This window comes from Pseudoalteromonas sp. Z1A8 (assembly GCF_011378855.1).
Classification (GTDB): domain Bacteria; phylum Pseudomonadota; class Gammaproteobacteria; order Enterobacterales; family Alteromonadaceae; genus Pseudoalteromonas.
This window is the reverse complement of the sequence record NZ_WTLB01000008.1, coordinates 84,020-108,183: the sequence shown is the minus strand read 5'-3', so window position 1 is coordinate 108,183 and position 24,164 is coordinate 84,020. Positions and strand designations below refer to the sequence as shown.

Annotated in this window: 22 protein-coding genes; 8 read left to right on the top strand and 14 right to left on the bottom strand. The window is 39.1% G+C overall.

Translation table 11 applies throughout. From position 1 onward, the window contains the following. Positions 1–87: 87 nt before the first annotated feature. Positions 88–660, top strand: a complete 573-nt coding sequence (locus tag GQR55_RS05285; protein ID WP_166419732.1) for a mechanosensitive ion channel domain-containing protein — start codon at positions 88–90, stop codon at positions 658–660. Between the two features lie 108 nt (positions 661–768). Here the strand turns inward: GQR55_RS05285 and GQR55_RS05280 are convergent, their stop codons facing one another. Genes GQR55_RS05280 through GQR55_RS05270 form a run of 3 tightly spaced genes read right to left on the bottom strand, consistent with a single transcriptional unit; the run spans position 769 to position 3,156 of the window. Then, positions 769–1,827 (bottom strand): succinylglutamate desuccinylase/aspartoacylase family protein, encoded by a 1,059-nt coding sequence (locus tag GQR55_RS05280; protein ID WP_166419731.1) that lies wholly within the window; start codon positions 1,825–1,827, stop codon positions 769–771. Further along, positions 1,814–2,719, bottom strand: coding sequence for a 30S ribosomal protein S6--L-glutamate ligase (gene rimK / locus GQR55_RS05275; RefSeq protein WP_002961977.1), 906 nt, complete (start codon positions 2,717–2,719; stop codon positions 1,814–1,816). Before rimK ends, GQR55_RS05280 begins: the two co-directional genes overlap by 14 nt. A gap of 2 nt (positions 2,720–2,721) precedes the next feature. Then, on the bottom strand, positions 2,722–3,156 hold the full coding sequence (locus GQR55_RS05270; protein ID WP_166419730.1) for an ATP-dependent zinc protease: 435 nt from the start codon (positions 3,154–3,156) through the stop codon (positions 2,722–2,724). Positions 3,157–3,442: 286 nt separating this feature from the next. Here GQR55_RS05270 and GQR55_RS05265 point away from each other — a divergent pair, with 286 nt between their 5' ends. Next, positions 3,443–4,414, top strand: coding sequence for a zinc transporter ZntB (locus GQR55_RS05265; protein ID WP_166419729.1), 972 nt, complete (start codon positions 3,443–3,445; stop codon positions 4,412–4,414). A gap of 94 nt (positions 4,415–4,508) precedes the next feature. Here the strand turns inward: GQR55_RS05265 and GQR55_RS05260 are convergent, their stop codons facing one another. The 10 genes from GQR55_RS05260 to GQR55_RS05215 all read right to left on the bottom strand — a co-directional run bounded on the left by GQR55_RS05260 (position 4,509) and on the right by GQR55_RS05215 (position 15,741). Next, positions 4,509–5,696 (bottom strand): polysaccharide lyase family 7 protein, encoded by a 1,188-nt coding sequence (locus GQR55_RS05260; RefSeq protein ID WP_166419728.1) that lies wholly within the window; start codon positions 5,694–5,696, stop codon positions 4,509–4,511. Positions 5,697–6,608: 912 nt separating this feature from the next. Beyond that, complete coding sequence (gene rraB / locus GQR55_RS05255; protein ID WP_007585369.1) at positions 6,609–6,944, bottom strand: ribonuclease E inhibitor RraB; 336 nt, start codon at positions 6,942–6,944, stop codon at positions 6,609–6,611. After that, positions 6,944–7,657 carry a 1-acylglycerol-3-phosphate O-acyltransferase gene (locus GQR55_RS05250; protein ID WP_166419727.1) on the bottom strand — a complete coding sequence of 238 codons (714 nt, stop codon included), beginning with the start codon at positions 7,655–7,657 and terminating at the stop codon, positions 6,944–6,946. Before GQR55_RS05250 ends, rraB begins: the two co-directional genes overlap by 1 nt. Before the next feature lie 204 nt (positions 7,658–7,861). Continuing rightward, the gene (parC, locus tag GQR55_RS05245) at positions 7,862–10,156 is read right to left on the bottom strand and encodes a DNA topoisomerase IV subunit A (protein ID WP_166419726.1); all 2,295 of its coding nucleotides are present in this window, start codon (positions 10,154–10,156) and stop codon (positions 7,862–7,864) included. A gap of 10 nt (positions 10,157–10,166) precedes the next feature. Continuing rightward, complete coding sequence (locus GQR55_RS05240; RefSeq protein ID WP_166419725.1) at positions 10,167–11,261, bottom strand: PQQ-dependent sugar dehydrogenase; 1,095 nt, start codon at positions 11,259–11,261, stop codon at positions 10,167–10,169. Between the two features lie 29 nt (positions 11,262–11,290). After that, the gene (gene parE / locus GQR55_RS05235) at positions 11,291–13,180 is read right to left on the bottom strand and encodes a DNA topoisomerase IV subunit B (RefSeq protein WP_166419724.1); all 1,890 of its coding nucleotides are present in this window, start codon (positions 13,178–13,180) and stop codon (positions 11,291–11,293) included. Positions 13,181–13,288: 108 nt separating this feature from the next. After that, positions 13,289–13,849: a YqiA/YcfP family alpha/beta fold hydrolase gene (locus tag GQR55_RS05230; RefSeq protein ID WP_166419723.1), complete on the bottom strand. Its 561-nt coding sequence runs from the start codon at positions 13,847–13,849 to the stop codon at positions 13,289–13,291. Next, the gene (locus GQR55_RS05225; protein ID WP_166419722.1) at positions 13,834–14,619 is read right to left on the bottom strand and encodes a metallophosphoesterase; all 786 of its coding nucleotides are present in this window, start codon (positions 14,617–14,619) and stop codon (positions 13,834–13,836) included. Before GQR55_RS05225 ends, GQR55_RS05230 begins: the two co-directional genes overlap by 16 nt. Further along, on the bottom strand, positions 14,606–15,064 hold the full coding sequence (locus tag GQR55_RS05220) for a DUF1249 domain-containing protein (RefSeq protein ID WP_166419721.1): 459 nt from the start codon (positions 15,062–15,064) through the stop codon (positions 14,606–14,608). The genes GQR55_RS05225 and GQR55_RS05220 overlap by 14 nt, the downstream gene beginning before the upstream one ends. A gap of 50 nt (positions 15,065–15,114) precedes the next feature. Next, positions 15,115–15,741: an NUDIX domain-containing protein gene (locus tag GQR55_RS05215; RefSeq protein WP_166419720.1), complete on the bottom strand. Its 627-nt coding sequence runs from the start codon at positions 15,739–15,741 to the stop codon at positions 15,115–15,117. 151 nt (positions 15,742–15,892) lie between these two features. Between GQR55_RS05215 and tolC the strand changes: the two genes are divergently transcribed. The 3 genes from tolC to GQR55_RS05200 all read left to right on the top strand — a co-directional run bounded on the left by tolC (position 15,893) and on the right by GQR55_RS05200 (position 18,902). Continuing rightward, positions 15,893–17,248, top strand: a complete 1,356-nt coding sequence (tolC, locus tag GQR55_RS05210; RefSeq protein WP_166419719.1) for an outer membrane channel protein TolC — start codon at positions 15,893–15,895, stop codon at positions 17,246–17,248. 110 nt (positions 17,249–17,358) lie between these two features. Further along, positions 17,359–18,288, top strand: a complete 930-nt coding sequence (gene lpxL, locus GQR55_RS05205; protein WP_166419718.1) for an LpxL/LpxP family Kdo(2)-lipid IV(A) lauroyl/palmitoleoyl acyltransferase — start codon at positions 17,359–17,361, stop codon at positions 18,286–18,288. A 41-nt stretch (positions 18,289–18,329) separates the two neighbouring features. Then, the gene (locus GQR55_RS05200; RefSeq protein WP_166419717.1) at positions 18,330–18,902 is read left to right on the top strand and encodes a toxin co-regulated pilus biosynthesis Q family protein; all 573 of its coding nucleotides are present in this window, start codon (positions 18,330–18,332) and stop codon (positions 18,900–18,902) included. Positions 18,903–18,985: 83 nt separating this feature from the next. Here the strand turns inward: GQR55_RS05200 and glnE are convergent, their stop codons facing one another. After that, on the bottom strand, positions 18,986–21,781 hold the full coding sequence (glnE, locus tag GQR55_RS05195; protein WP_166419716.1) for a bifunctional [glutamate--ammonia ligase]-adenylyl-L-tyrosine phosphorylase/[glutamate--ammonia-ligase] adenylyltransferase: 2,796 nt from the start codon (positions 21,779–21,781) through the stop codon (positions 18,986–18,988). Between the two features lie 77 nt (positions 21,782–21,858). On the opposite strand from glnE, the gene GQR55_RS05190 reads away from it, so the two are divergent. From GQR55_RS05190 to rsmE, 3 genes are all read left to right on the top strand, one after another. Next, a complete protein-coding gene (locus GQR55_RS05190) occupies positions 21,859–22,752 on the top strand; it encodes a hypothetical protein (protein ID WP_165727194.1) in 894 nt (297 codons plus the stop codon). 81 nt (positions 22,753–22,833) lie between these two features. Beyond that, positions 22,834–23,313, top strand: coding sequence for a hypothetical protein (locus GQR55_RS05185; protein ID WP_240916826.1), 480 nt, complete (start codon positions 22,834–22,836; stop codon positions 23,311–23,313). 69 nt (positions 23,314–23,382) lie between these two features. Continuing rightward, positions 23,383–24,117, top strand: a complete 735-nt coding sequence (rsmE, locus tag GQR55_RS05180) for a 16S rRNA (uracil(1498)-N(3))-methyltransferase (protein ID WP_166419714.1) — start codon at positions 23,383–23,385, stop codon at positions 24,115–24,117. Positions 24,118–24,164: the final 47 nt, after the last annotated feature.

The window sequence follows — 24,164 nt, the reverse complement described above, 5'->3', positions numbered from 1 at the left end:
TTTGATAATTCACTTACTTTAACTTACCGCGCCCTGTTTATTTGTAAATTAATTGAGGCGACAACTATCCTGACACAGGGGGCTAATGTGGAAATAATAGAATTTTTAGAATTGTTTGCATCACAATATAAATTAATTGTCACTATAATCGCTATTTTGGCTTTCCCTCTGCTATTAAAAATAACCAAAAATTTACTCGAAAAAGCGATTAAGGGAAAAGTAGATTTGCACCGAAAATACCGTGCAGAGCTGCTACTAAAAATTATACTCGCCTTTGTCGTGCTGTGTTTAGTTTTAGTATTTTGGGGTATAGAGCTGCGTGGCTTATTGGTTTTAGGCTCCTCTTTATTCGCTATGTTAGGCGTAGCACTTTTTGCCGCGTGGTCGCTATTGAGTAACCTTACCGCATTTTTACTGATGTTTATTCAAAACGACTGCCGTGTTGGCTATTGGGTACGCATTATTGATGGTGCGAATCATGTTGAAGGCCGCATTGTTGAAATGGGCTTAATGAATGTTGTGCTTGAACACATTGATGGGCACCGTGTAATTTACCCTAATAATTTATTTGTGACACGCCCTGTCATGGTTTTAAATAAAGAACCAAAGCCAACAAAAGCTCCCGTTATAAAGCGCATTATTGGCCCTAAAAAAACATAGTTTAAAAAGCATCGTTTATAAAGCAATACTCACAAAAAAGCCGCAGTAAGTAATTAATTACCTACTGCGGCTTTTTAATGCTTAGCTAAACAGAATTTAGTTTAGCTATTAGTTATTTAGCTCAGCTGTTTTAAGCTCTTCATCTAAATCGTTTATCTCGTCAATAAAGTTCTCTAGCTGTTGCTCTACTAAACTATTATCACTAGCAAAGTACGCAAGATGGAATACTGCATCCCCCTCATTTACCAGCGGCATAGTTTGCTGACCAATAACAATACCGCCTTTCGGCGCTAAAAGTTCTAGCTCAGAGTCGCCCAGTGGGCTACTTATATAAGCAAGCACTTGGCCTTTAGTTACATGCTCACCTAATGATACTTGTGCACGCACAATGCCATCAACTTCAGCACGTATCCAACTTGTTGAACCTGCAATAATAGGATCTGGTAGTTTTTTAGGACGCTTGCCACGGATCATTTTTAAGTGACGCATAACATAATCAACACCCTGAACACCTGCCGCAATTGCGATCGGATCAAAACGCAGTGCTTCACCTGCTTCATAGGTTATAACCGGTATACCTAGGTTTGCAGCTTCACTTCGTAATGAACCATTGCGCAATGATGCATTTATAACTGCTGGCGTACCAAATGCTTTAGCCATTTCAGCGGTTGCTTCGTCCTCTAAGTTAGCGCGAATTTGCGGTAAGTTAGTTCGATGAATAGCACCCGTATGTAAATCAATAATATGAGTACAATGTACCGCTACTTGATTAAAAAACATATACGCCATACGCCCAGCTAGTGAGCCACGCTCAGAACCTGGGAAACTACGGTTCATATCGCGTCTGTCTGGTAAGTAACGCGATTTATGAATAAAGCCAAACACATTAACAATAGGCACAGCGATTATTGTACCGCGCAGTTGGCTTGGATCTATTTTAGCAATTAACTGGCGTACAACTTCTACGCCATTTAGCTCATCGCCATGAATAGCCGCACACACCATAAGCACAGGACCTTCCATTACACCGTTAACCACTTCAATAGGAATATTAAGGGGTGAATGGGTGTAAAGTTTAGCTGCCTCTAAGGCAAGCGTTTTACGCTCGCCTACGCCTACACTTTCTCCTAATAAGGAAAAAGGGCGGTTAATTTTAACCTTTGCCACGTGTTGCTGTTCCTTTACTTGAAGCATTTTTTTCGATGAAATCAATCACCATGCCTGCAATATCTTTACCTGTTGCTATTTCAATGCCCTCTAAACCTGGTGATGAGTTAACTTCCATCACTAATGGTCCACGAGATGAGCGAAGTAAATCAACACCCGCTACGTTTAAGCCCATTGATTTAGCCGCCGCTACTGCCGTTTTACGTTCCTCTGGCGTAATGCGAACCAATGTAGCACTACCACCACGGTGAAGGTTAGAACGGAACTCACCTTCTTGTGCTTGGCGTTTCATTGCGGCTATTACTTTGTCGCCTAATACGAAACAACGAATGTCTGCACCGCCTGCTTCTTTAATATATTCTTGAACCATAATATTGGCTTTTAAACCCATAAACGCTTCAATAACACTTTCAGCTGCTTTGCGTGTTTCAGCAAGTACAACACCAATGCCTTGTGTACCTTCAAGTAACTTAATTACTACCGGTGCACCACCTACCATTTCTAGTAAGTCTTTTACATCATCTGGTTTGCTAGCAAAGCCTGTTACTGGCATACCAACGCCTTTACGCGAAAGTAATTGTAGTGAGCGTAATTTGTCGCGCGAACGAGAAATAGCGACTGATTCGTTTACCGGGTAAACACCCATCATTTCAAACTGACGAAGTACCGAACAGCCATAAAATGTTACTGATGCACCAATACGCGGGACGATTGCGTCAAATTCTTTTAAGTTTTCACCGCGATAGTGAATTTCTGGTTGTTCAGAGTTGATATTCATGTAGCAGCGCAATGCATCAATCACTTTAACTTCGTGACCGCGTGCTTCTGCCGCCTCAATTAAGCGACGTGTTGAATATAATTTTCTGTTGCGAGATAAAATACCAATTTTCATAGTTAAACCTTACGACCTAATAGTTGAGATAAAGCCGGGTCAACGACTATACGATTTTCCATGGCTGTACGCCCTAATAACATTCTAAACTTCATTGTTGCACGGCTTGTTAAAGTAAGCTCTATCGGCCAACTATGTTCGCCTGCATGCAATGTAGTTTCTATAAAGTAGCGTAACTCTTTTTGCCCACTTGAGCTGGTTACGTACTTCATTTTTTTAACTTTTGCTCTGCAAATAATTTGAGTTTGCTCATCATCTTGCAGTGGTTGGGCTGTAAATTTAACCCATTTTTCGCCATCTTCTTCATACTCTTCAATGTTAATTGCATGAATACATGAAGTGCGAGCGCCTGTATCAATTTTTGCTTTTATCTCGTTGATGCCAAGCTCAGGTAAACTTAACCACTCACGCCAACCAACTGTGATCTTTGCTGTCATAAATGTGCCCTTAATAAAAAAGTGACTTATACGCTACAGGCAAAAAAACACCAACGAAATAAATTTATCTAGTCGATTAGTAAATTAAATTGATCTTTTTAAGCAACTGGTCACACAATGCGTGCCTTGCTAAGTAGTACTTTATGTCACTTTACTCAGCACAGAGGCTCTGCATATTTTTTGCGATTTAAACTTAACTTATTAAAAGTAAAGGTAAGTCTGTAAGCAACTAAGTAGATACACTATAGTTAACAGTATTAAAAATACACTATTATGAGAATTAATTATGATTAATGGTTTACTACATGCCCTTGTGCTTGACGAAAAAGGTGGCGCACGCTCTATTGAAAGCACTAATGAGCTAAATAGCTGGCAACCAGGCCAAGGTAAACTTTGGGTTCATATGGATTATAGCCAAAGTGAAGCCGTCGACTGGTTAAAAGCACAGTCTCACCTAACCGATTACGAGCTAGATTCTTTAATTGCTGATGAAACACGCCCGCGCATTACGGCCACAACTAATGGGCACATGTTATTTTTACGAGGTGTTAATTTAAATCCAGCACAAAGCCCTGAAGACATGGTTTCAATCCGTTTATTCATCAGCGAAAATATTTTAATTACCACCCGTAAGCGCCGTTTACTATCGGTGCAAGATACACTGGCCTGTTTAAATGAAAATAAAGGCCCATGCAATATTTCTGAGCTTGTATGCTCTATAACGCAAAAACTAACCTCACGTATGCAAAGCGTTATAGACTCACTAGATGAAACACTTGACGAATTTGAAGAAGAAATAGATGAGCCAAGCAAAAAATTTGATAACCAAGGTTTATCGCAATTGCGCCGCCAAACCATCGCTTTAAAGCGCTATTTAAAACCGCAAAAAGAAGCACTCAGCTCAATGGTAAATAATCACTATCCGTGGCTACTAGATGACGATAAAGCAAAGCTTAACGAAACCACTAACTTACTTATTCGTTATTTAGAGGAACTGGACAGCTCTATTGAACGTGCGCAAATCATTCAGCAAACAATCACTAACCAAGTGTCTGAGCAATTAAATCAGCGTATGTATGTAATGTCGGTTGTGGCTGCATTGTTTTTACCTTTAGGCTTTTTAACCGGCCTGTTAGGTGTAAACGTAGGAGGTATTCCAGGTACCGAGAGCCCCTATGCATTTAGTGCGTTTGTTATATTTTTGATTGTACTTACTGGCGGTATTGGTGTGTATTTTAAAAATAAAAAATGGTTATAAATTAATTTTATACATTTAAAAAGTATTAAAAAAAGCCACTCAACTTTAAACTGAGTGGCCTTTTAAACTACTTAATAACTAAATAATTAATTAGTTAGTTAGTTTTACGCGTATAACTAACGTTAGTCATTGTCACTTTAGCTTTTGTAATTCCTAAATCTTTAAAGCACTCTTTAAATGAATCTGAGTTACCTGATTCGCCACATTCATCTAGTGTGTACGGGTCTTGTGATTGTAGGTAATTACCAAACTTGAAGTAAGATTCTGAATCATCTTCTACCGGAATACCAAAGGTAGTACCTAATGCAGCCACATCTACATCACCGTAATTATTAACTACTTTTAGATTAAATGAACCACCACTTTTGATAGTACCCAGTGCATGCTTTTCTTCTTTACCATTGGTGTTACGCAAGCGAACATAAACGTCAAAAATTCCGTTATCCGCTACGCTATCATCAAAGCCTGATTCATCTGTATCTGAAACATATACTTTTGAAATAGTACCCGTATCGCTAGCGTGGTGCTGAGAAATAATCGTTTTACCACCATCTGACATTTCAACTTTTACAGTTGCCTCAAAAACCTCATAGGTTTCGGTCATTGCAACACGTGCACTTTCTTTTACTTTATATTCATGACGCCAGCCATTCCCGTTTGGAGTAATATGACGCGCTTCTAGAGGTACAAACTCTAAAGTGTCGCTATTTACTAATGGATGAGGATCGTTACCTTCAAGGTCAAAAATACTACCGTTGGTGATATTGCTTGCTATGCCGGAACCACTACCAGTGTCGCCACCGCCAGTATCACCACCACCCGAGTCTCCGCCGCCAGAAGAACTTCCCTTAGTTAATGAAAAGCTGTCAAAGCGAACATCGTTTGAGCTATTGTCATGCTTAGCAAATACTTGCAATGAATTAGTGCTAGCTGTAGTGAAAGTTTTAGATACTTTTGTCCACGAAGAAACGTTAAATTTCTCACTTTTAAACAAACCATTAAGATCATTAATGCCGATTTGTCCCTTACCAAGTACGTACGCACTTAACGTGTACTGAGTATTTCGATCTACATCTACATTCTGGTAAACACGCCCTGGGCTGCCTTGTATTTTCAGTGACTTTGAGCCTTTATATGCGTCTGAAGATAGTGCTGCTGGCTCTGTTTCATTCCAATCGCTCCAACCATCTTCAAAACCCGAGTTATCAATCGTGGCAGCATGCGCAAAAGAAGTGCTCGCAGCAATTGCAGAGCAAATAAGTAACTTTTTGTATTTAACCATTATTTTTATTCCTTTAAATCTGTATACAAATAACCTAACAACTTAACTTGGTAGTAAATACCAAACTTAAAACGCATTGTATAAACAGACTTTCGATTCAAAAAATTGGTAATAGCAATAATAAATTAAAACGATTCAAATTAGCATTACCAAAGCCTTCACCAAACTGGTAAAACAAGGCTATATTTTTTGTTGCCAATATGTCAACAAGTTAATTGTTACCATGGGATCAGTGGAACATTCTAAAAACCACAACAAAACCAAACATAAACAACCAAAATCATAGAGTTGAAAATAGAATACCTTCAAATTATCGAATCTAATTATTTAAAATTTCAGAAAACAGTAGTGCTTCAAACAAAGAGCTCTATTACCAATTTTCCATAAACAGCTTAATACTTTATGAATAAACTAAAATTATTTTTGATAAAATTGTAACCGAGGAAAACTGGTCATACCAATTAAGCGTTAATATAGCTTAGTTTGAAAATAGATTTAGTACGAATAAATAACTAACCGGAGCTTTAATTTGGAGATTTAATTAGGAGATTTACTAGCATATTAAAACACTAAAATATTTAGGCTTATTACTCTCTAGCTAGGGCGTGTTGATCTTTGGTGGTTGAGTTTGCAGCAGGATATTTATACCAACCTGCATAAATCTTTGACCAATTTAACGAATTAAATTGCACTATAACGTCGTTAAAAATTTTTTATTTAGAGCAACTAGATACAAAAATTTTTGCCTAGTTCTAGCGTAATTTTCTTAACGTTAAATAGACCTCATATATAAGCAGATTGGTATTATTTAACCTCGATAAATAACCCCTCCCCTAATTATAGGCACAAAAAAGCGAGTGTTTTTACAACACTCGCTTTTAAATTAGTTAATCTAAACACTCGTTAGTTACATTACTCTTGAAAGTAAGTGCCCCAGCCGTCGTACTCAACTTCGCACTCAACGGCTAGTTGCGCTAACTTATCAACGTCTTCCATAATAACGTCTACGTCTAGCTCAGCTTCAACTACAATGTCAAAGCTCCAAATTTTGTTACCGTCTTCAAGCTCAAGCTCTGCTGGTTCTTCAACATCGTAACCCAATTTAAAAGCAGCAAGTGCAGCTTGCTCTAACTTAGGAAAGTCTTCACACACAAAGTGGTGCTCTACTTCATAAAGTATTTCAGGGTCTGACCCATCTTCAAGTAGTGAACTTACGATGTCTTCACTTATTTCACGCCAGTTTTCCATTATTTTTCTCTCACTTGAGCATCTAATTCAGTTATTTTAGCAGCCATAATGCTATGCACGCTTTTAGCATGCTCACGCGCGCTAATTTCTTTATCAAGCGGTATAGGCGCTAACATTTCGATGTGAATTGTACCATTATCCCAACGATTTAGCTTAATGGTTTTATGTGTTGTATTCATACATACCGGAATTATGGGTACATCTGCGCTCATTGCGGTGTGAAATGCGCCCGTTTTAAATGGTAGCAGGCCTCTTCCATAGCTTCGAGTGCCTTCTGGAAACATCCATACAGATAAGCCATTATTTTTAATTTTTTCGGCTGCTTTTGAAATAGTTCCTGCCGCTTTAGAGCGATTCGATCTGTCTATTAATATATTACCCGACAACCAATAAAGCTGACCAAAAAATGGGATCCACTTTAAGCTCTTCTTACCTAAACTAACGCAGTTTTTTGGCACCATGGCTGGCACTGTAAATAAGTCGTAGCTATTTTGATGATTAGCAACATAAACCGCAGGACCAGGATCAACGGCATCTTGATGACGTGTTAAAACTAATTTAACGCCAATCATTTTAGCCATTGAGCCAAACCAACCCGCTATAATATGTACATTATTAGGATGAAATGGCCTTACAATTGAAAGTAATAAACCAAAAATACAACTGAATAATATAAACAGCAGCATAATAAAAACGCGTATAACAGCTAGCAAATGGGCTTCTCCAAAAATCAATTATGATTATTATAGCGTTATTTTGTGACACAAACGAGTCAATAGCGCACAAGTGTACGCTGAAATATTTAAGCTGCTTGTTTTAATATTGCTTTAAAATGGTTTTAAAATGGTTTTAAAATGGTTTTAAAACAAAAACGGCCTGCAAATGCAGACCGTTTTTAATCATATAAAAGTAATCAATTATTCTTCATTAATTACTTCTACAGGCTCATCATCTTGAGGTGTTAACTCCACAACAGCTTCGTCAACACGTTGTAAGCCACGCGGTAGTTTATTACCCCTACGCCCTCGTTCACCATGATAATGCTCTAAATCGCTTGGTTTAAGTGTTAGTTTACGTTTGCCAGCATGAAGCGTAACACTGCTTCCTTGTGGCACAACAGCAAGCACTTTTACAAACTCTTCGCGGGCTTGTACTTTAGCACCCGGAATGGAAATTATTTTATTGCCTTTACCCTTACCTAATTTTGGTAAGTCACGTAGCGGAAATAAAAGCATTCGACCTTCGTTAGAAATAGCCATACAGTAATCGCTAGCAACATCGTTCACTCTAATAGGAGAAAGTAATATTCCACCTTTAGGGACGCTTACCAACGCTTTACCATTTTTGTTTTTACTAACTAAGTCTTTAAAGTCGGTAATAAAGCCGTAACCTGCGTCTGACGCCATAAGCAATACTTGCTCGTCTTCACTCATTACCACATGCTCAAAATTAGCACCTGGTGTTAAGTTAAAACGACCTGTCATTGGCTCGCCCTGGCTACGCGCCGAAGGTAGGCTATGGGCATCGGTTGCAAACGCTCGCCCTGCTGAATCTAAAAATACAGCCGGTTGATTACTCTTACCACGAGCCGAGGCTCTAAAGGCATCACCTGAGCGGTAATTTAAGCCTTGTACATCTAAGTCATGACCTTTACCAACACGTGCCCAGCCTTTATCTGATAGCACTACAGTAACTGACTCTGATGGAATTAAATCTTTTTCGTTAAGTGCTTTAGCTTCTGAGCGCTCAATCACTGGTGAGCGACGATCGTCACCGTACATTTCAGCGGCTTCTTGAATTTCTTTTTTAAGCAGTGTCGACATACGACGTTCTGAGCCTAATATTTGCGCTAATTTATCACGCTCTTTGGCCAGTTCGTCTTGCTCACCACGAATTTTAAACTCTTCAAGCTTGGCTAAATGACGAAGTTTTAATTCTAAAATTGCTTCTGCTTGTGTATCAGTTAAATCAAAGCGCTCCATTAATACAGGCTTTGGTTTATCTTCGCTGCGAATTATCTCAATCACTTCATCAATATTTAAAAAGGCGGCTAATAAACCCTCTAAAATATGTAGACGCGCTAATACTTTATCTAAACGATACTGCAAACGACGACGCACTGTTTCGCGTCTAAATATTAGCCACTCACTTAAAATACAGCGTAAATCTTTAACTTGCGGGCGGCCATCGAGGCCTAGCATGTTTAAGTTTACGCGGTAATTTTTTTCAAGATCGGTGGTTGCAAATAAATGCGCCATTAATGGCTCAGCTTTAATGCGGTTTGAGCGCGGAATAATTACAATGCGCGTTGGATTTTCGTGATCTGACTCGTCACGTAAATCGGCAATCATTGGTAATTTTTTAGCGTTCATTTGCGCTGCAATTTGCTCAAGTACTTTACCACCAGAACATTGATGCGGCAGCGCTGTAATAACAATATCACCATGCTCTTCGGTATAAACCGCACGCATTTTGATAGACCCACGACCGGTTTTATATATTTTATGAATATCGGCTTTTGGGGTAATTATTTCAGCATCTGTTGGGTAATCTGGTGCATGTACAAGCTCAAGTAATTCTTCAAGCTCTGTTTTTGGTTTATCAAGTAATAAACAACATGCACTAGCCACTTCACGTACGTTATGTGGCGGAATATCGGTTGCCATACCTACGGCAATACCCGTTATACCGTTTAGTAAAATATGCGGTAAACGAGAAGGCAGTACAACAGGTTCGTCCATCGTGCCATCAAAGTTTGGTGTCCAATCTACGGTGCCTTGGCCAAGCTCTTTTAATAGTACTTCTGAAAACTTAGATAAACGCGCTTCGGTATAACGCATTGCTGCAAACGATTTAGGGTCATCTGCCGCGCCCCAGTTTCCTTGCCCGTCTACCAATGGGTAGCGATAAGAAAACGGCTGCGCCATTAATACCATTGCTTCGTAACATGCGCTGTCGCCATGTGGATGGTATTTACCGAGTACATCACCCACGGTACGGGCTGATTTTTTGTACTTAGCGTTAGCCGATAAACCCAGTTCGCTCATCGCATAAATAATACGACGCTGTACTGGCTTTAGGCCGTCACCTACATGCGGTAGGGCACGATCCATGATTACGTACATGGAATAATTTAAATAGGCGTCTTCGGTAAAACGCCCCATTGTTTGTTGCTCAATTCCTTGCATTAGCAAGGTATCTGTATCACTCATTAAAGCTTACCTAGTTTTTCTTATAGCTTACACGGTAGATTACATTGGCGTAATCATCGCTTACTAACAGACTGCCGTCACCTAATTCTGCAAATGCAACAGGGCGTCCAAATGTTGTTTCATCTTTCATAAAGCCAGTAATAAATGGCGTATATTTAGTTACGCGACCTACTTCAATTGTTGCTAGCCCTACTTTATAACCTGACTTTTTAGAACGGTTCCATGAGCCATGCTCAGCAACAAATAACTGTTGCTTATAACTTGCTGGAAATTGCTTACCGTTGTAAAAATGAATGCCAAGCGGTGCTACATGCGCAGGAAGTGCAAGTGCTGGCGACGTGTAATCTGCAATGCTTTTACCTTCACCAAACTCTGGATCAATAATGGCACCGGCATGAACATACGGAAAACCAAAGTGCTCACCATCTTGCGTTACGCGGTTTAATTCATCTGGTGGAATATCATCACCCATCATGTCGCGACCGTTATCACTAAACCATAAAGCTTGAGTAGCTGGATGAAAATCAAAACCGACGGTGTTTCTAACGCCCTTGGCTATTGTTTTTATTTGTTTTGTTTCTACATTAAGCGCAAAAATACGGCCAAAACGTTCATCCTCAGCACAAATATTACACGGTACACCCACCGGAATGATTAGCTCGCCCGTTGGTGCAAAACGTAAAAATTTCCAACCATGATGACGCTCGCTCGGTAATGCGTTATAAACCACATCAAATTTTGGATCTTTTAATTGGGTATCAATATTTTTAAAGCGAATAATACGATGTACTTCGCCTACGTATAAATCGCCATCTTTAATTGCTATGCCAGAGGGCATATTTAGGCCTTTAGCCACAACAATTTTTTTATCTGCTACGCCATCACTATTATGATCAATAAGCGCATATACGTTGCCCGCTTTACGAGAGCCAACATACACAATACCTTTTTTTGAAACAGCTATTTGACGTGCATTTTCTACATCATTTGCAAATAAGCTTATTTCAAATCCCGGTGCTACGGTGAGCTTATCGAGTATATTTTTCGCCATTACAGGAGCGGTAGTCAGCCCAAGTAACAGCAAACTTCCTAGTAGTTTTTTCATTCGCCTCTCCTAGTGTTAAGCACAGGTAATTAAACGAGTGCCTTGTTACCATGATCTTCTAACCATTGACGACGATCAGGCGATCGTTTCTTAGCAAGCAGCATATCCATCATTTCCAAGGTTTCTACTTCTTCATCAAGCGTAAGCTGCACTAAACGTCGTGTATTTGGATCCATCGTGGTTTCACGCAGTTGTAACGGGTTCATTTCACCCAGACCTTTGAATCGTTGTACGTTTACTTTTCCGCGTTTTTTCTCGGCTTCTATGCGCGCCAAAATAGCGGTTTTTTCTTGCTCATCAAGTGCGTAATAAACTTCTTTACCAATATCGATTCTAAATAATGGCGGCATTGCTACATACACATGCCCTGTTTTTACTAACTCAGGGAAATGGCGAACAAACAGTGCACATAATAGTGTTGCGATGTGTAGTCCATCCGAGTCAGCATCGGCTAATATACAAATTTTATTGTAGCGTAATGCCGACATATCGGTTGATTCTGGATCAATACCCAGCGCCACTGAAATATCGTGTACTTCTTGTGATGCTAGTATTTGGCCTGACTCAACTTCCCAGGTATTCAAAATTTTACCACGTAGCGGCATGATAGCCTGAAATTCACGGTCTCTTGCTTGTTTAGCAGAGCCACCAGCAGAATCACCTTCCACTAAAAACAATTCGGTACGGTCGTTATCGGCCGCGCTACAATCGGTAAGTTTACCCGGTAAGGCAGGACCTGCAGTAACACGCTTACGCACTACTTTTTTAGCTGCACGCAAGCGAGTTTGCGCATTTGAAATACATAACTCAGCTAATAACTCTGCGGTATCTGTATGTTCATTTAACCATAAACTAAACGAGTCTTTTACAACCCCCGATACAAACGCAGAACACGAGCGTGATGATAGTTTTTCTTTTGTTTGCCCTGCAAATTGAGGGTCTTGCATTTTAACCGACAACACGTAACTACAACGATCCCAAATGTCATCAGGAGTTAATTTCACACCACGAGGGAGTAAGTTTCTAAACTCACAAAATTCACGCATTGCTTCAAGCAAACCTTGGCGTAAACCATTTACATGCGTACCACCTTGCGCGGTAGGAATAAGGTTTACGTAGCTTTCAGCTATTGATTCACCACCTTCTGGTAGCCATACAACAGCCCAGTCAGCGCCTTCAATTGAACTTTTAAATTCGCCAACAAACGGGTCTTGCGGTAATGTTTCAAAACCTTTAATTGCTTCAACTAAATAGTCTTTTAAGCCTGTTTCATAAAACCATTCTTGGGTTTCTTTTGTTTGCTTATTAACAAACTTAATTCGCAGCCCTGGGCACAAAACTGCTTTGGCTTTTAATAAATGATTAAGTTTAGTAATTGAGTAGTTTGGTGAATCAAAGTAGCTAACATCAGCCCAAAAACGAACCGTAGTGCCGGTGTTACGTTTACCGACTGTACCAATTACGTTTAAGTCTTCTACTTTATCGCCGCTTTCAAATGCCATTCTGTATTGTTGAGCGTCGCGTCTTACTGTTACTTCTACACGCGTAGATAACGCATTTACTACCGAAATACCTACACCGTGTAAACCACCCGAAAATTGATAGTTTTTATTAGAAAACTTACCACCAGCGTGTAATTTAGTGAAGATCAATTCTACCCCAGGGATACCTTCTTCTGGGTGAATATCAATAGGCATACCACGCCCGTCATCGCTTACTTCAAGCGAATTGTCTTCGTGGAGTATGACGTCGATACGAGTAGCATGACCCGCCATAGCTTCATCGACACTGTTATCGATAACCTCTTGGCCTAAATGATTGGGACGTGTTGTATCTGTGTACATCCCTGGGCGTCGTTTTACCGGATCTAATCCATTAAGTACTTCAATGGCTTCGGCGTTATAATTTTGATCACTCATAGTTTTTGTCTTTATATCCGCTAAGGCTCTAATACGTTTTACTAGTTTTATTGTTATATGCGCTAAAGCGTTAATATAGTAACTAACCTCAGTTCAGGCTAACTAGTTTTACGTGATTTTAAGAAAATCTACAATACTTGCAAAGGTGCGTTCAAATTCAACGTAGCTATGATCGCCACCAAATTCTATCAATTGCTTACATTGTGAATAATATTTTACTGCGTGTTGAAAGTTCAACACTTCATCGCCTGTTTGCTGTAATAAGTACAGCAACTCAGGGTGTGCTAATTTATCTACAGCGAGTAATGTAAGCGCCTCAATGTGACTGTTATTTAAGTCGTAATGATAATCTTGATACGGATTATAATTAGGCCCAAGTAACGTCTGTAATAAATTATAGGGTGCGACCGCGGGATTAATAACCACTGCAGGAATTTGATAACGCTGCGATAAATACGTGGCAAAAAAACCACCTAACGAGCTACCTAATAAAACGGTATTTGGCGTTAGTAATTGCTCAAGCTCAATGATAGCCTGTAGGGGCTCGTGGTTTAGGTTCGGTACACAATAATCAACGTCATAGTTTGCCATAAGCTCACCAAAGCGCACAGCTTTATATGATTTTTGTGAACTATTAAAGCCATGAATATAAATTACGCGTTTAGCCATACTACTTCCGTTTTTACATCTACTTTATCTTTTTTACTTTTTATATTTAGCATTCTATAAGCTGGCCCTGTATTTTTTTGCTCCCACTGTGAAGTGTGCTTTACAAACTGTATTGAGCTGGCTGGGGTCGCATATATGGGCAGCCCTCTAAAACTTTGTTCGTAATCATTGTGCACATGCCCATGAAAAAGCGCAGATACATTATTACTATTAACTAAAATATTTAAAAGCTGTGGGCCATTTTCTAATAAGTGTTTATCAAGGTAGCCATTTATTGGCAGCGGATTATGATGACAAAATATAATTTTACTATTACTCGAGTTGACTAAAGCGTCCGTTATTTCATCCAAATGCGCACCAGTAACCCATCCTGCGGGCGTAGGTCCTTTCGAATTAATAAGAAGTAGCTCAACCCCATTAGCAATAATATGTTTAGCCGAATTTATTTGCCCACCACTTATACGATTAAGCATTGCTAGTTCATCATGATTACCTGGCACCCAAAATACAGGGCAAGTTATGTCACTGGCATTTATAAGTTCACTAAATAGTAAGTACGATTCAAAGCTATGATCTTGCGTTAAATCGCCACCAAAAATAATGCAGTCTATTGGCTGCTCAGCAATGTGTGCTAAGGCTTGTTCAAAATGATCTGCGGTATTTACATTAAAGTACTCACCGCTTTTGTCTGCAAATAAATGACTGTCAGTAATATGAGCAATGCACAAAGATGATTTATCAAATGTATACGTATCATCAAACCAAGCCATTATTTACATCCCAATTTAATGTCGCTTGCCCGTGCTCTACACAGGCTACTAACCAGTCGTATAAAAAAGCATTAAGTTGATATTTTTCATCTTTTTGATGCATTTTAGGGTTAGGGTATCCATAAGATGGTTTTATGCGTTGATGGTAATCGTGATGAACAATTTCAGCCACTTTGGCATCGTGATACAAACGCACCGTTAAATACAGCGGCATAATCCCTTTAACCATTCCTGTTAGCTGCTTAATTGAAATATCCATGGTGTATTTTGCGCTGCCATCAATTTTTGTAGCAAATTCACTATTGCCAAGTTTTACTTCTCGAATGCTTCCTATATTGCGCTCGCTCGGTAACAACTTTAATAGTCGCACATAGTTATGCTCACAAAGTGTTAAATACTTTGGGAGGCTCTGAATATATCGCTTTGTTGCTAATTGTGCTGTCAAAGTACCGCCATAGTTTTAGTAATAGTTTTAATAAGAGTTTTAGTAAAAACTTATGCCCATTTGCTGGCCATTTTTTCGCGATTAAGCGCAAGCCACTGCATACAAATAACCGTTGCCGCATTATCCATTTCACCGTTATTGAGGCGCATTAGCGCATCATCAACTGATAAAATGTGAGTTTTTATATCCTCCCCTTCAGTTTCAAGACCATATACACCTGATTTCACTTGGCTTAAGTCAGTACGCGCTAAATATAAATGTAAGCGCTCAGTTGTACCTCCAGGGCTTGATAGGTATGAAAGCATAAATTCAAGTTCAGTTAATTCAAGGCCTGCTTCTTCATGTGCTTCTTTTTTTACAACTGATTCGTAATCGGTACTGCCGTCAGTCATTCCGGCTATACACTCTAGCAGCCAAGGCGAATGCTTGCTTTTAATAGCGCCAATACGTATTTGCTCAATTAAAAGAACAGTATCTGAAATTGGGTCATAAGGGAGTACTGCAATGGCATCGCCACGTTCTAATATTTCTCGGCTAATTACTTTAGATTTTCCACCTGCGAAAAGAGCATGTTCAAACTGGTATAAATCAACCTGAAAAAAACCTTTATAAAGGTTTTTTATTGGCTTTAAATCTACATCTTTATGGGTAAATTGAACGAGTTTTTTATCAACCATGTACCTACTTCCTACTTATCTAAAGCTTTAAAATGCGTTAATATATTCTGTTACACTTGAACATACTGTTTTACTAATTATTTTTTTTGTTATGGAGTAAAACAGGTTAACATGCTTTTAGTACAAAAATTGTCTAAGGACCGAACCCCACATGAAAAAGAACATTCTTGCGGCGCTAGTTAGTTTATCATGCGCACTAGGTGCAACAGCAGTGAAAGCTGAAGATTTACTACAAGTTTTTGAAATAGCGACAGCTAACGATCCTACTGTTTTAAAAGCCAAAGCCCAAGCTGATGCGCAGTCTTACCAAAGCGATTTGGCGATGAGTGCACTACTACCTCAAATTGGTTTGACTATGGGTTATGAAAAAAGTGACTCAACGTCGTACCAAAGCGTTGGCGACTTATCTAATCAAGTAAAAGTTGAAAGTGACACAGACCAATTCACTCGCGGTGTAAGTTTAAGCCAAACGTTATTTGATTTAGGTGCGTGGAATACGTTAGATATTGCTGATAAACAAGCTCTACAAGCAAGCGGCCTATACGATGCAGCTAAACAAAACTTAATTGTACGCGTTGCTGAAGGTTATTTTAACGTATTAAGTGCAAGCGATAACCTTGAATTTGTTGAAGCTGAAAAACGTGCCATTGAACGTCAACTTGAGCAAACAAAACAACGTTATGCGGTAGGCTTAACAGCCATTACAGACGTACACGAAGCGCAAGCTCAGTTTGATAACTCGGTAGCTCAAGAAATTATTGCAGGTAATGCTGTAGAAACAGCTCGCGAGCAACTTCGTGAGATTACAGGTAAATACCACAAAAAATTAGACTTTTTAAATACAGATACTTTCTCAACAACTAAACCAACTAAGCGCTCAAGCGACTTTGTTAAAGTAGCTGAAGATAAAAATATCAACCTGCAAGTGTCTAAAGTAACAGTTGATATTGCAAAAGATCAAATTGAATTAGCAAAAGCGGGTCATTATCCAAAACTAACTCTAAGTGCTAGTTACGGCGACTCACTAACGGATCGCGAAATTAATGGTACAAACTTTGGTGACCAGCCGCGTTCAGACTCAAGTACCGTAGGGCTTAACTTTAGCGTACCTTTATATTCAGGTGGTGCAACAGTTGCTGCAACAAATCAGGCCCGTGCGTTTTACGTAGGTGCTAGCCAAGACTATGAAACAAATTACCGTGCAGTCACTCGCACAGTGATTACATCTTATAACCAAGTTGTTTCAGACATTGCTACATACAAAGCGCTAGAGCAAGCCGTTGTTTCAGCTCAAAGTGCGCTTAAAGCAACTGAAGCTGGTTTTGAAGTAGGTACTCGTACCATTGTTGACGTACTAGTAAGTACGCAAAACTTATACGATGCAAAGCGTAACCTTGCTGATGTACGTTACCGTTATGTGTTATCTACCCTTCGCTTAAAACAAGCGGCGGGTACACTAACAAGTGAAGATTTAGTGGCTATAAACCAAGGTTTAAAAGCCGCTTAAATATCATTACTCGTGTAGTATGAACACATTGAAAGCCAGCTAAATGCTGGCTTTTTGTATTTTACAGCGCTTAGCGTTAAACTATCGTTTTTATTCTCAGAGAGATTTTTGTGGTCACTTCATCTCCTTTTAAAGCATCTTTTTTAGGCCCTCGATACTGGTTAACGTGGGTTGGCGTTTTATTTTTATATTTAATTTCTTGGTTGCCACAAAAACTACAGTTGGCGATGGGTAAACAACTTGGCCGCTTAGTTCATAAGTTTATGAAACGCCGCCGTCATATTGCAGAAGTAAACATAAAACTGTGTTTTCCTGATATGAGCGAAGCAGATCAAAAAGATCTCGTGCTCAAAAATATGGAAAATACCGGCATTGCAATGGTCGAAACTGGCATGGCATGGTGGTGGCCGCAGTGGCGAGTTGAAAGTGTATATGGTTCTATCAAAGGTTTAGAGCATTTTGAGCGCGTACAAGCTTCTGGTAAAGGTATTTTATTACTTGTACCTCATATTCTTCACCTTGAAATGGCTAGTCGTGTGATGGGATTGAAATGCCAAGGTTTAGGTTTTTATCGCCCTCACAACAACGCACTAATGGAATACTTTACAACTAATGGCCGCCTTCGTTCTAACGAATATCTAATTGGCCGAAAAGATGTAAAAGGCTTACTAAAAGCATTAAAAAATAAAAAGGTATGCTATTACTTACCCGATCAAGATTACGGCCGCAACCGCTGTGAATTTGTCCCGTTTTACGCAGTTCCTGATGCGGCAACGACAACGGGTACTCTCATGTTTGCAGGCAGTAAAAACTGCGAGACTATGAGCTTAATCTCGCGCCGTGACGAAAATGGTAAGTACCATTTAGAGGTAGTACCTGAACTTGAAAACTTTCCAAGCGGTGATAACAAAGCTGATGTAACACGTGTTAACCAACGTATGGAACAATCAGTTAATGCTGCACCAGAACAATACATGTGGCTGCACCGTCGTTTTAAAACTCGACCTGATAAAAATACCCCTTCTTTTTATAAAAAGTAATGGTATAACAATAATAGGAACAAATAAGGTGGATAATAACCATGTGGTTTTGGATTAGGCATTTATCATTTGCAGTTGTGTTAATAGCACTCGCCGTATACTTTTTATTGAGTGATGGTTCTGTATTTGATATTAAAAAATCTAAAAATGCAGCCGCCGAAGGATTGTCACGATTTTACTCTTCTATTCGTAACCAAGTAAAAAGTAATAAAGAACGAGATCAATTTGTTTTAAAGCTTAAAACACCAGAACAAACCTTAGATAGAGTATTAGCTGAACGTGCGCGAACAGTCGATCCTATGCCAACAAGTTGGACTGGAAAAGTTGAACCGAGGCGCTTTGAAAATGGCACAACACTTAAAGATGTACTCAATAAATACGCAAAAGATGAAGGTATTGAGCTTTACTGGTATTTAAGTAAAGACTACGTAGTTAAAGATCATTTTAGAGTAGACAGTAACTTTACTTCTGCACTTTATCAAATTGGTCGTGCTATAAATGACGACTTTGAGCATGAGGTTTACACTTACTTTTGCCACAAACAAAGAGCGGCTGTTATTACGCAATTACCCTCAGAATTTGTGCGTACAAACTGTTTAAAACTAAGCGTTTAGCTATTTAAATGTTTAAATACACAAAACCCAAGCAAGCACTTGGGTTTTTCAATTCAATTCAATTCAATTCAATTCAATTCAATTCAATTCAATTCAAAAATACTATTCCAGATATTTGTTACGTTAGTAATATCTTGTAAAAACGTTTCTCGCGAGATCAATTTGCCCTTTTGATCCAAGCTCAGCACGTGATAACAAGAACGATAATCAATATACGCTTTGATCAACTGCTGTTTTTGCTCTTTGGTAATGCACCCTATATTTGCTGCATCCGTTAATATTCTTACGTTATCTGAATAAACGGTAAGTTGCTCAAATTCATTAGCGTGTTTAAGCACTAAGTATTGCGTAATAAACTCAATATCAGCCATACCACCAACATCTTGTTTTAAATCAAATTGCTCAGTATTTCCTTTCGCTAAATGATCCCGCATTTTTTCGCGCATTTTTATCACATCAGCTTTTAATACGGCATCGTCGCGTTTTTGGCAAAGAATATTTTTACGGATTTGTGAAAAACGATCTATCAGATCGTCTTGACCTAAAATCAGACGAGCCCGCACAAGTGCTTGATGCTCCCACGTCCATGCTTGAGTTTGCTGGTAGTGATTAAAGCTCTCTAGATTGATAGCCAGTAAACCCGATGCACCTTCAGGGCGAAGTCGTGTATCAAGCTCATACAAAATACCTGAAGCAGTACGAGTATTAAATAAGTGCATTAAACGCTGAGCGAGCTTTAAATAAAACTGCCGAGAATCTATCGGTTTTTCACCATTTGTTTGGCTTGAGCCATCATGATTATGCACAAACACCAAGTCTAAATCTGAGTCGTACCCAACTTCTAAGCCGCCTGTTTTACCATATGCAATAACAGCAAAGCCTTTGTTTTCATCATCAGTGCCAGGGGGCATGCCAAAACGCTTAACAGTATTATGCCATGCAATATTAACAGCTTGATCAACAATCGCTTCAGCCAGTACAGTTAAGTGATCGCTTACTTTCATTACATCAAGAACCCCAGTTGCATCTGCAGCTGCAATTCGTAATTGATGCGTTTGCTTAAATTGCCTAAGCGACTCCATTTGCAGTTCTAAATCGTCATGCTCTATTCGTAAAAAATACTGTCTTATTTCATCTTTATAAGCAGTTAATGGTGTCGGTTTATAAAGAACCGCCGGATCTATTAGCTCATCAAGCAATATAGGGTAGCGAGAAATGTGCTCGCCTATCCATTTGCTATGACAACACAGTAAAACGAGTTGCTTTAATGCACCTTGGTTTTCGTATAGCAATTCTAAATAAGCAGTACGTGAAATTATCTTATTAAAAATTTGGCAAACCATTGTAAAAGCAGCTGCGCTGGCATTAAAGTCATTTAACTGACTTAATAAAACAGGCATTAATTTATCAAGAGTTTCACGCCCTCGGTTACCTATATTTACCTTAGAAAGCCTTAATTTAAAATCGTTAAGGGGTGTTTGCCACTCATCTCTAGCTTCTTTTAAAAAGCTCACATCGCCATGATCCCAAGCACTAATAAATGCGCCTTCACAGGTATCAAGTGGCGCAGTTTCCTCGCCAATAACGAGTGCAAACTCACCGTTAACTTGCTTCATCACCTTTTCAATAGTGCTTAAAGTGGCATCAAAATCGGCTTGTTCTAATAATAAATTTAAACGCTGTTGATTTAATTCATCATCGGGAAGTGTTTGCGTTTGCTGATCGTCAAATATTTGTAAGTACTGCTCTACTTTTCGTAAATAAAGATAATTGCGCTTAAGTTCGCTTGCTTCTTGCTCATCAATAACTTGGTTGAGTGCCAACTCATTTAATGCTTTAAGTAGTGATTGAGTTTGTAAATTAGCCTCTCGCCCACCTCGTACCATTTGCAGGGCTTGCACTATAAACTCAACTTCACGTATGCCACCTGCACCGAGTTTTATATTATTAGTTAAGCGCTTTCGGCGCACTTCTTGTGCAATCATTAGCTTCATTTTACGCAAGGATTCAATTACCGAAAAATCAATATACCGGCGATAAACAAACGGCTTTAAAAGCTTAATAAATTCATCCCAATATTTATTAGGCGTGCCAATTAAGCGCCCTTTTAACATTGCGTAGCGCTCCCAATCGCGACCTTGCTCTTGGTAGTAATCTTCAATAGCGTTAAAGCTCATAACCAAAGGACCACTTTCGCCAAACGGCCGTAGGCGCATATCAACCCTAAATACTTGTCCGTCACCGGTAGCTTGGTTAAGTGATGCAATGAGCTTTTGTGCAACTTTGGTATAAAATACTTGGGCCTCAAGGCTTCTGCGGCCACCTTGAGTTTTTGTACTGCGCGGATATGCAAAAATAAGATCAATATCAGAGGAGTAATTTAGCTCTTGTCCGCCAAGTTTCCCCATCCCTAAAACCATTAATGGCATTGCTTGGTTTTGCTCATCAAGCGGCTCACCATTTACTTTAGCCACCTGTGCATGCGCCCATTGGTTAGCACTATTAATCAGCATATCAGCCAGTTGGCTTATGTAATTAATGCTATCTGCAATGGGGTTATTACAGCATAAATCTAAAAAGGCGACTTTAAGCCAGTATTTTTCGCGATATTGGCGAAGTACTTTATGGCACTGCACTTCATCAATGTCAGCTAAATTAAGGTTTTTAAAAGGAGAATCTATTACTCTATTTTGTATTTCGTCTTTGCATAATAGCCAGCCTTTTAACGTTGGTTGTGATTCCAAACAACGCCAAGCAAAGTCGCTCAAGGCGAGTAATCGTATAACTTCGCTTTCATTACTTTGCTGCGGGTATAACTGTTCGAAGCGCTCTAAGCCAAGTTTTTGTAATTGAATAGGAAGTTGCTTTACGTTACTCATCAATCCTCTCTTTTATATCATCAATAACCGTACTAGAATGATTAAAACCTAGAAAGGTTAACTTAATTAGGATCACCATGTCATATTTGTCTTTATCTAACACTAGTTTTATTGCGATTGCCATTAGTTTTGCGGTTATTTGTATAACTATTTTTAGTTTACGAGTTGTCACTCAAATCAAAGCAAAACAAGCGCTTAAAGATGAACTTGCGCAACACGATAACTTTGCCATGGGTATTAGCTTCGCATCTGAAATATCAGTTGTCATAGCCACTATGGCCTTTTTGTTTGATGAAATAAGCATTAGCACCGCGCAATCCAATCCATTAAAAGTGTTAATTATTATTATTCTTTTATTCACTTTTATAAAAGTGGGCCATTTAATTCATAGAAAATGGATACTCCACAGGTTTAATGAAGAAGCCGCAATATTAAAGCAAAATGTATGTGCGGCATTGGTAGATTCCGGCATGTTAATCGCCAACTGTATTATTGCACTTGGTTTATACACGTGGACACATACCCAAGGGTTTAGTAACTTACTTATTGCTTGCGTTAGCTTTTTTACACTTCAGGGAATGTTTGCACTTGATAGTAAAATACGAGAGCACCGTTTTGCAAAAGCAAATCAAGGTGCTTCACTGCAAAGTAACTTCAACCTGGAGAATACGTCTATTGGAATAAGGTACGCAGGTAAATCAATTGGTTTGGCACTGGCTGTGTACGCTGGTTTATCTAGTGCTGCATTTCAAAACGGTAAAATGGTAGAAAACATATTTACACTCGTTATGCATTGCGGTGTAATGTGGATACTACTTTACAGCTTAACGTATGTGATAAAAGTTATCTCTTTACCAAATATTGATACGGCTCTTGAAATAGACCACCAAGATAACATTGGTGTGGCATGTATCGAGTTTGCTGTTTTTTGTGCTATAGGTTATTTACTTATTAGTATGTTTTCTCTTTAGGCCTTTACTAAAAGTGCAACGATTAAATCGTTTGCATTTAAGTATTAAGGTAATTACTTTGCTTAGATGCAACGAGGCCCTATGCCACTTGAAGCCACGAACTATTTGCTAATCGACATAGATAACGAATTTAGCCGAGCATTTGCCGAATACTATGTAAATAATAATGGCAAAACAAAAGCGAGTACGCTTATTGCAGCAGGCAGTAATACCCGTCAGTTAGTAAAAATGATGTTTGATGAGCTTATTAAAGACTATAGTTATTGCGACCTTGAAAACGAAATTAGCGTATCTGAACTCATTAACTATTTAAAAGAGCATCATAATTTACATGGTGTACTTTTTAATAATGCCGATTACTTACTCGCAAGTGATAAGCAGCGCTTTATTTATAACTCGTTACATGAAGATCGCTTTTTAATAAACCTTGATGATACAGGCTATACACTAAGCCGGGTTACTGACGAAACATTAACCGAACCTTCGCAAAATCACCACGATATAGCGCACACACCACAAGATTTAATAGATCTCGCCGAGCAACTTAATAAAAATAAATAATTGCGCACAGCTGCCAGCTTACTTACCATAGCAGTATATATTTTTACGCTAAGTAGTAAGTGACGCCCTATGCGAGTTCCTCATATTTATCAAACATCGAGTATTGCCCTAAACACCCCTGTAGCTTTAGATGACGATGCTGCTGGCCATATTGGCAGAGTGCTGCGCATGAAAGTAGGCGAGCATGTATCTATTTTTAATGGCGAAGGCGGCGAATACCTTAGTGAAATAATTGAGGTAACAAAAAAAACAGTCGTCGTAATGCCATTGGAGCTTAATCCTCACGATGTAGAATCCCCGCTTAAAATTCATTTGGGTCAGTGTGTTTCGCGTGGCGACAAAATGGATTTTACAATTCAAAAGTCGGTTGAACTGGGTATTACCGAAATCACCCCACTTTTTAGTCAGCGCTGTGGTGTAAAACTAATGGGCGATCGCCTTGAGAAAAAACACCAACAATGGCAAAAAATAGCAATTGCAGCGGCAGAGCAATCTGGGCGTAATTTTGTGCCAATTATTCATCCTCCTGTAGATTTAAAGCAGTGGCTTGCACAACAAACCAATGAAATTAAGCTCACGCTTCACCCTCGTGCTGAGCACAGTATTAAAACCATTACCGTACCTAAAGATGGCGTACGCTTTTTAGTAGGGCCTGAAGGTGGCTTTACAGACGATGAAATGGCATTAACTAAACAACTAGAATTTGTAGATATTCGCTTAGGCCCGCGCGTTTTACGAACGGAAACGGCCGCTTTAACGGTCTTAAGTGCATTACAACTTCAATTTGGCGATTTAGCTAATTGAAATAACTAAAAGCACCCTCATATAAACAGTAACATTTATAGTAAGGC

What these genes read in the sequence shown, in the direction of transcription:
- rimK (WP_002961977.1), bottom strand. Translation starts at nt 2,719, where the DNA reads ATGAAAATTGGTATTTTATCTCGCAACAGAAAATTATATTCAACACGT.
- GQR55_RS05270 (WP_166419730.1), bottom strand. Translation starts at nt 3,156, where the DNA reads ATGACAGCAAAGATCACAGTTGGTTGGCGTGAGTGGTTAAGTTTACCT.
- GQR55_RS05265 (WP_166419729.1), top strand. Translation starts at nt 3,443, where the DNA reads ATGATTAATGGTTTACTACATGCCCTTGTGCTTGACGAAAAAGGTGGC.
- GQR55_RS05260 (WP_166419728.1), bottom strand. Translation starts at nt 5,696, where the DNA reads ATGGTTAAATACAAAAAGTTACTTATTTGCTCTGCAATTGCTGCGAGC.
- rraB (WP_007585369.1), bottom strand. Translation starts at nt 6,944, where the DNA reads ATGGAAAACTGGCGTGAAATAAGTGAAGACATCGTAAGTTCACTACTT.
- parC (WP_166419726.1), bottom strand. Translation starts at nt 10,156, where the DNA reads ATGAGTGATACAGATACCTTGCTAATGCAAGGAATTGAGCAACAAACA.
- GQR55_RS05240 (WP_166419725.1), bottom strand. Translation starts at nt 11,261, where the DNA reads ATGAAAAAACTACTAGGAAGTTTGCTGTTACTTGGGCTGACTACCGCT.
- parE (WP_166419724.1), bottom strand. Translation starts at nt 13,180, where the DNA reads ATGAGTGATCAAAATTATAACGCCGAAGCCATTGAAGTACTTAATGGA.
- GQR55_RS05230 (WP_166419723.1), bottom strand. Translation starts at nt 13,849, where the DNA reads ATGGCTAAACGCGTAATTTATATTCATGGCTTTAATAGTTCACAAAAA.
- GQR55_RS05225 (WP_166419722.1), bottom strand. Translation starts at nt 14,619, where the DNA reads ATGGCTTGGTTTGATGATACGTATACATTTGATAAATCATCTTTGTGC.
- GQR55_RS05215 (WP_166419720.1), bottom strand. Translation starts at nt 15,741, where the DNA reads ATGGTTGATAAAAAACTCGTTCAATTTACCCATAAAGATGTAGATTTA.
- tolC (WP_166419719.1), top strand. Translation starts at nt 15,893, where the DNA reads ATGAAAAAGAACATTCTTGCGGCGCTAGTTAGTTTATCATGCGCACTA.
- GQR55_RS05200 (WP_166419717.1), top strand. Translation starts at nt 18,330, where the DNA reads ATGTGGTTTTGGATTAGGCATTTATCATTTGCAGTTGTGTTAATAGCA.
- glnE (WP_166419716.1), bottom strand. Translation starts at nt 21,781, where the DNA reads ATGAGTAACGTAAAGCAACTTCCTATTCAATTACAAAAACTTGGCTTA.
- GQR55_RS05190 (WP_165727194.1), top strand. Translation starts at nt 21,859, where the DNA reads ATGTCATATTTGTCTTTATCTAACACTAGTTTTATTGCGATTGCCATT.
- GQR55_RS05185 (WP_240916826.1), top strand. Translation starts at nt 22,834, where the DNA reads ATGCCACTTGAAGCCACGAACTATTTGCTAATCGACATAGATAACGAA.
- rsmE (WP_166419714.1), top strand. Translation starts at nt 23,383, where the DNA reads ATGCGAGTTCCTCATATTTATCAAACATCGAGTATTGCCCTAAACACC.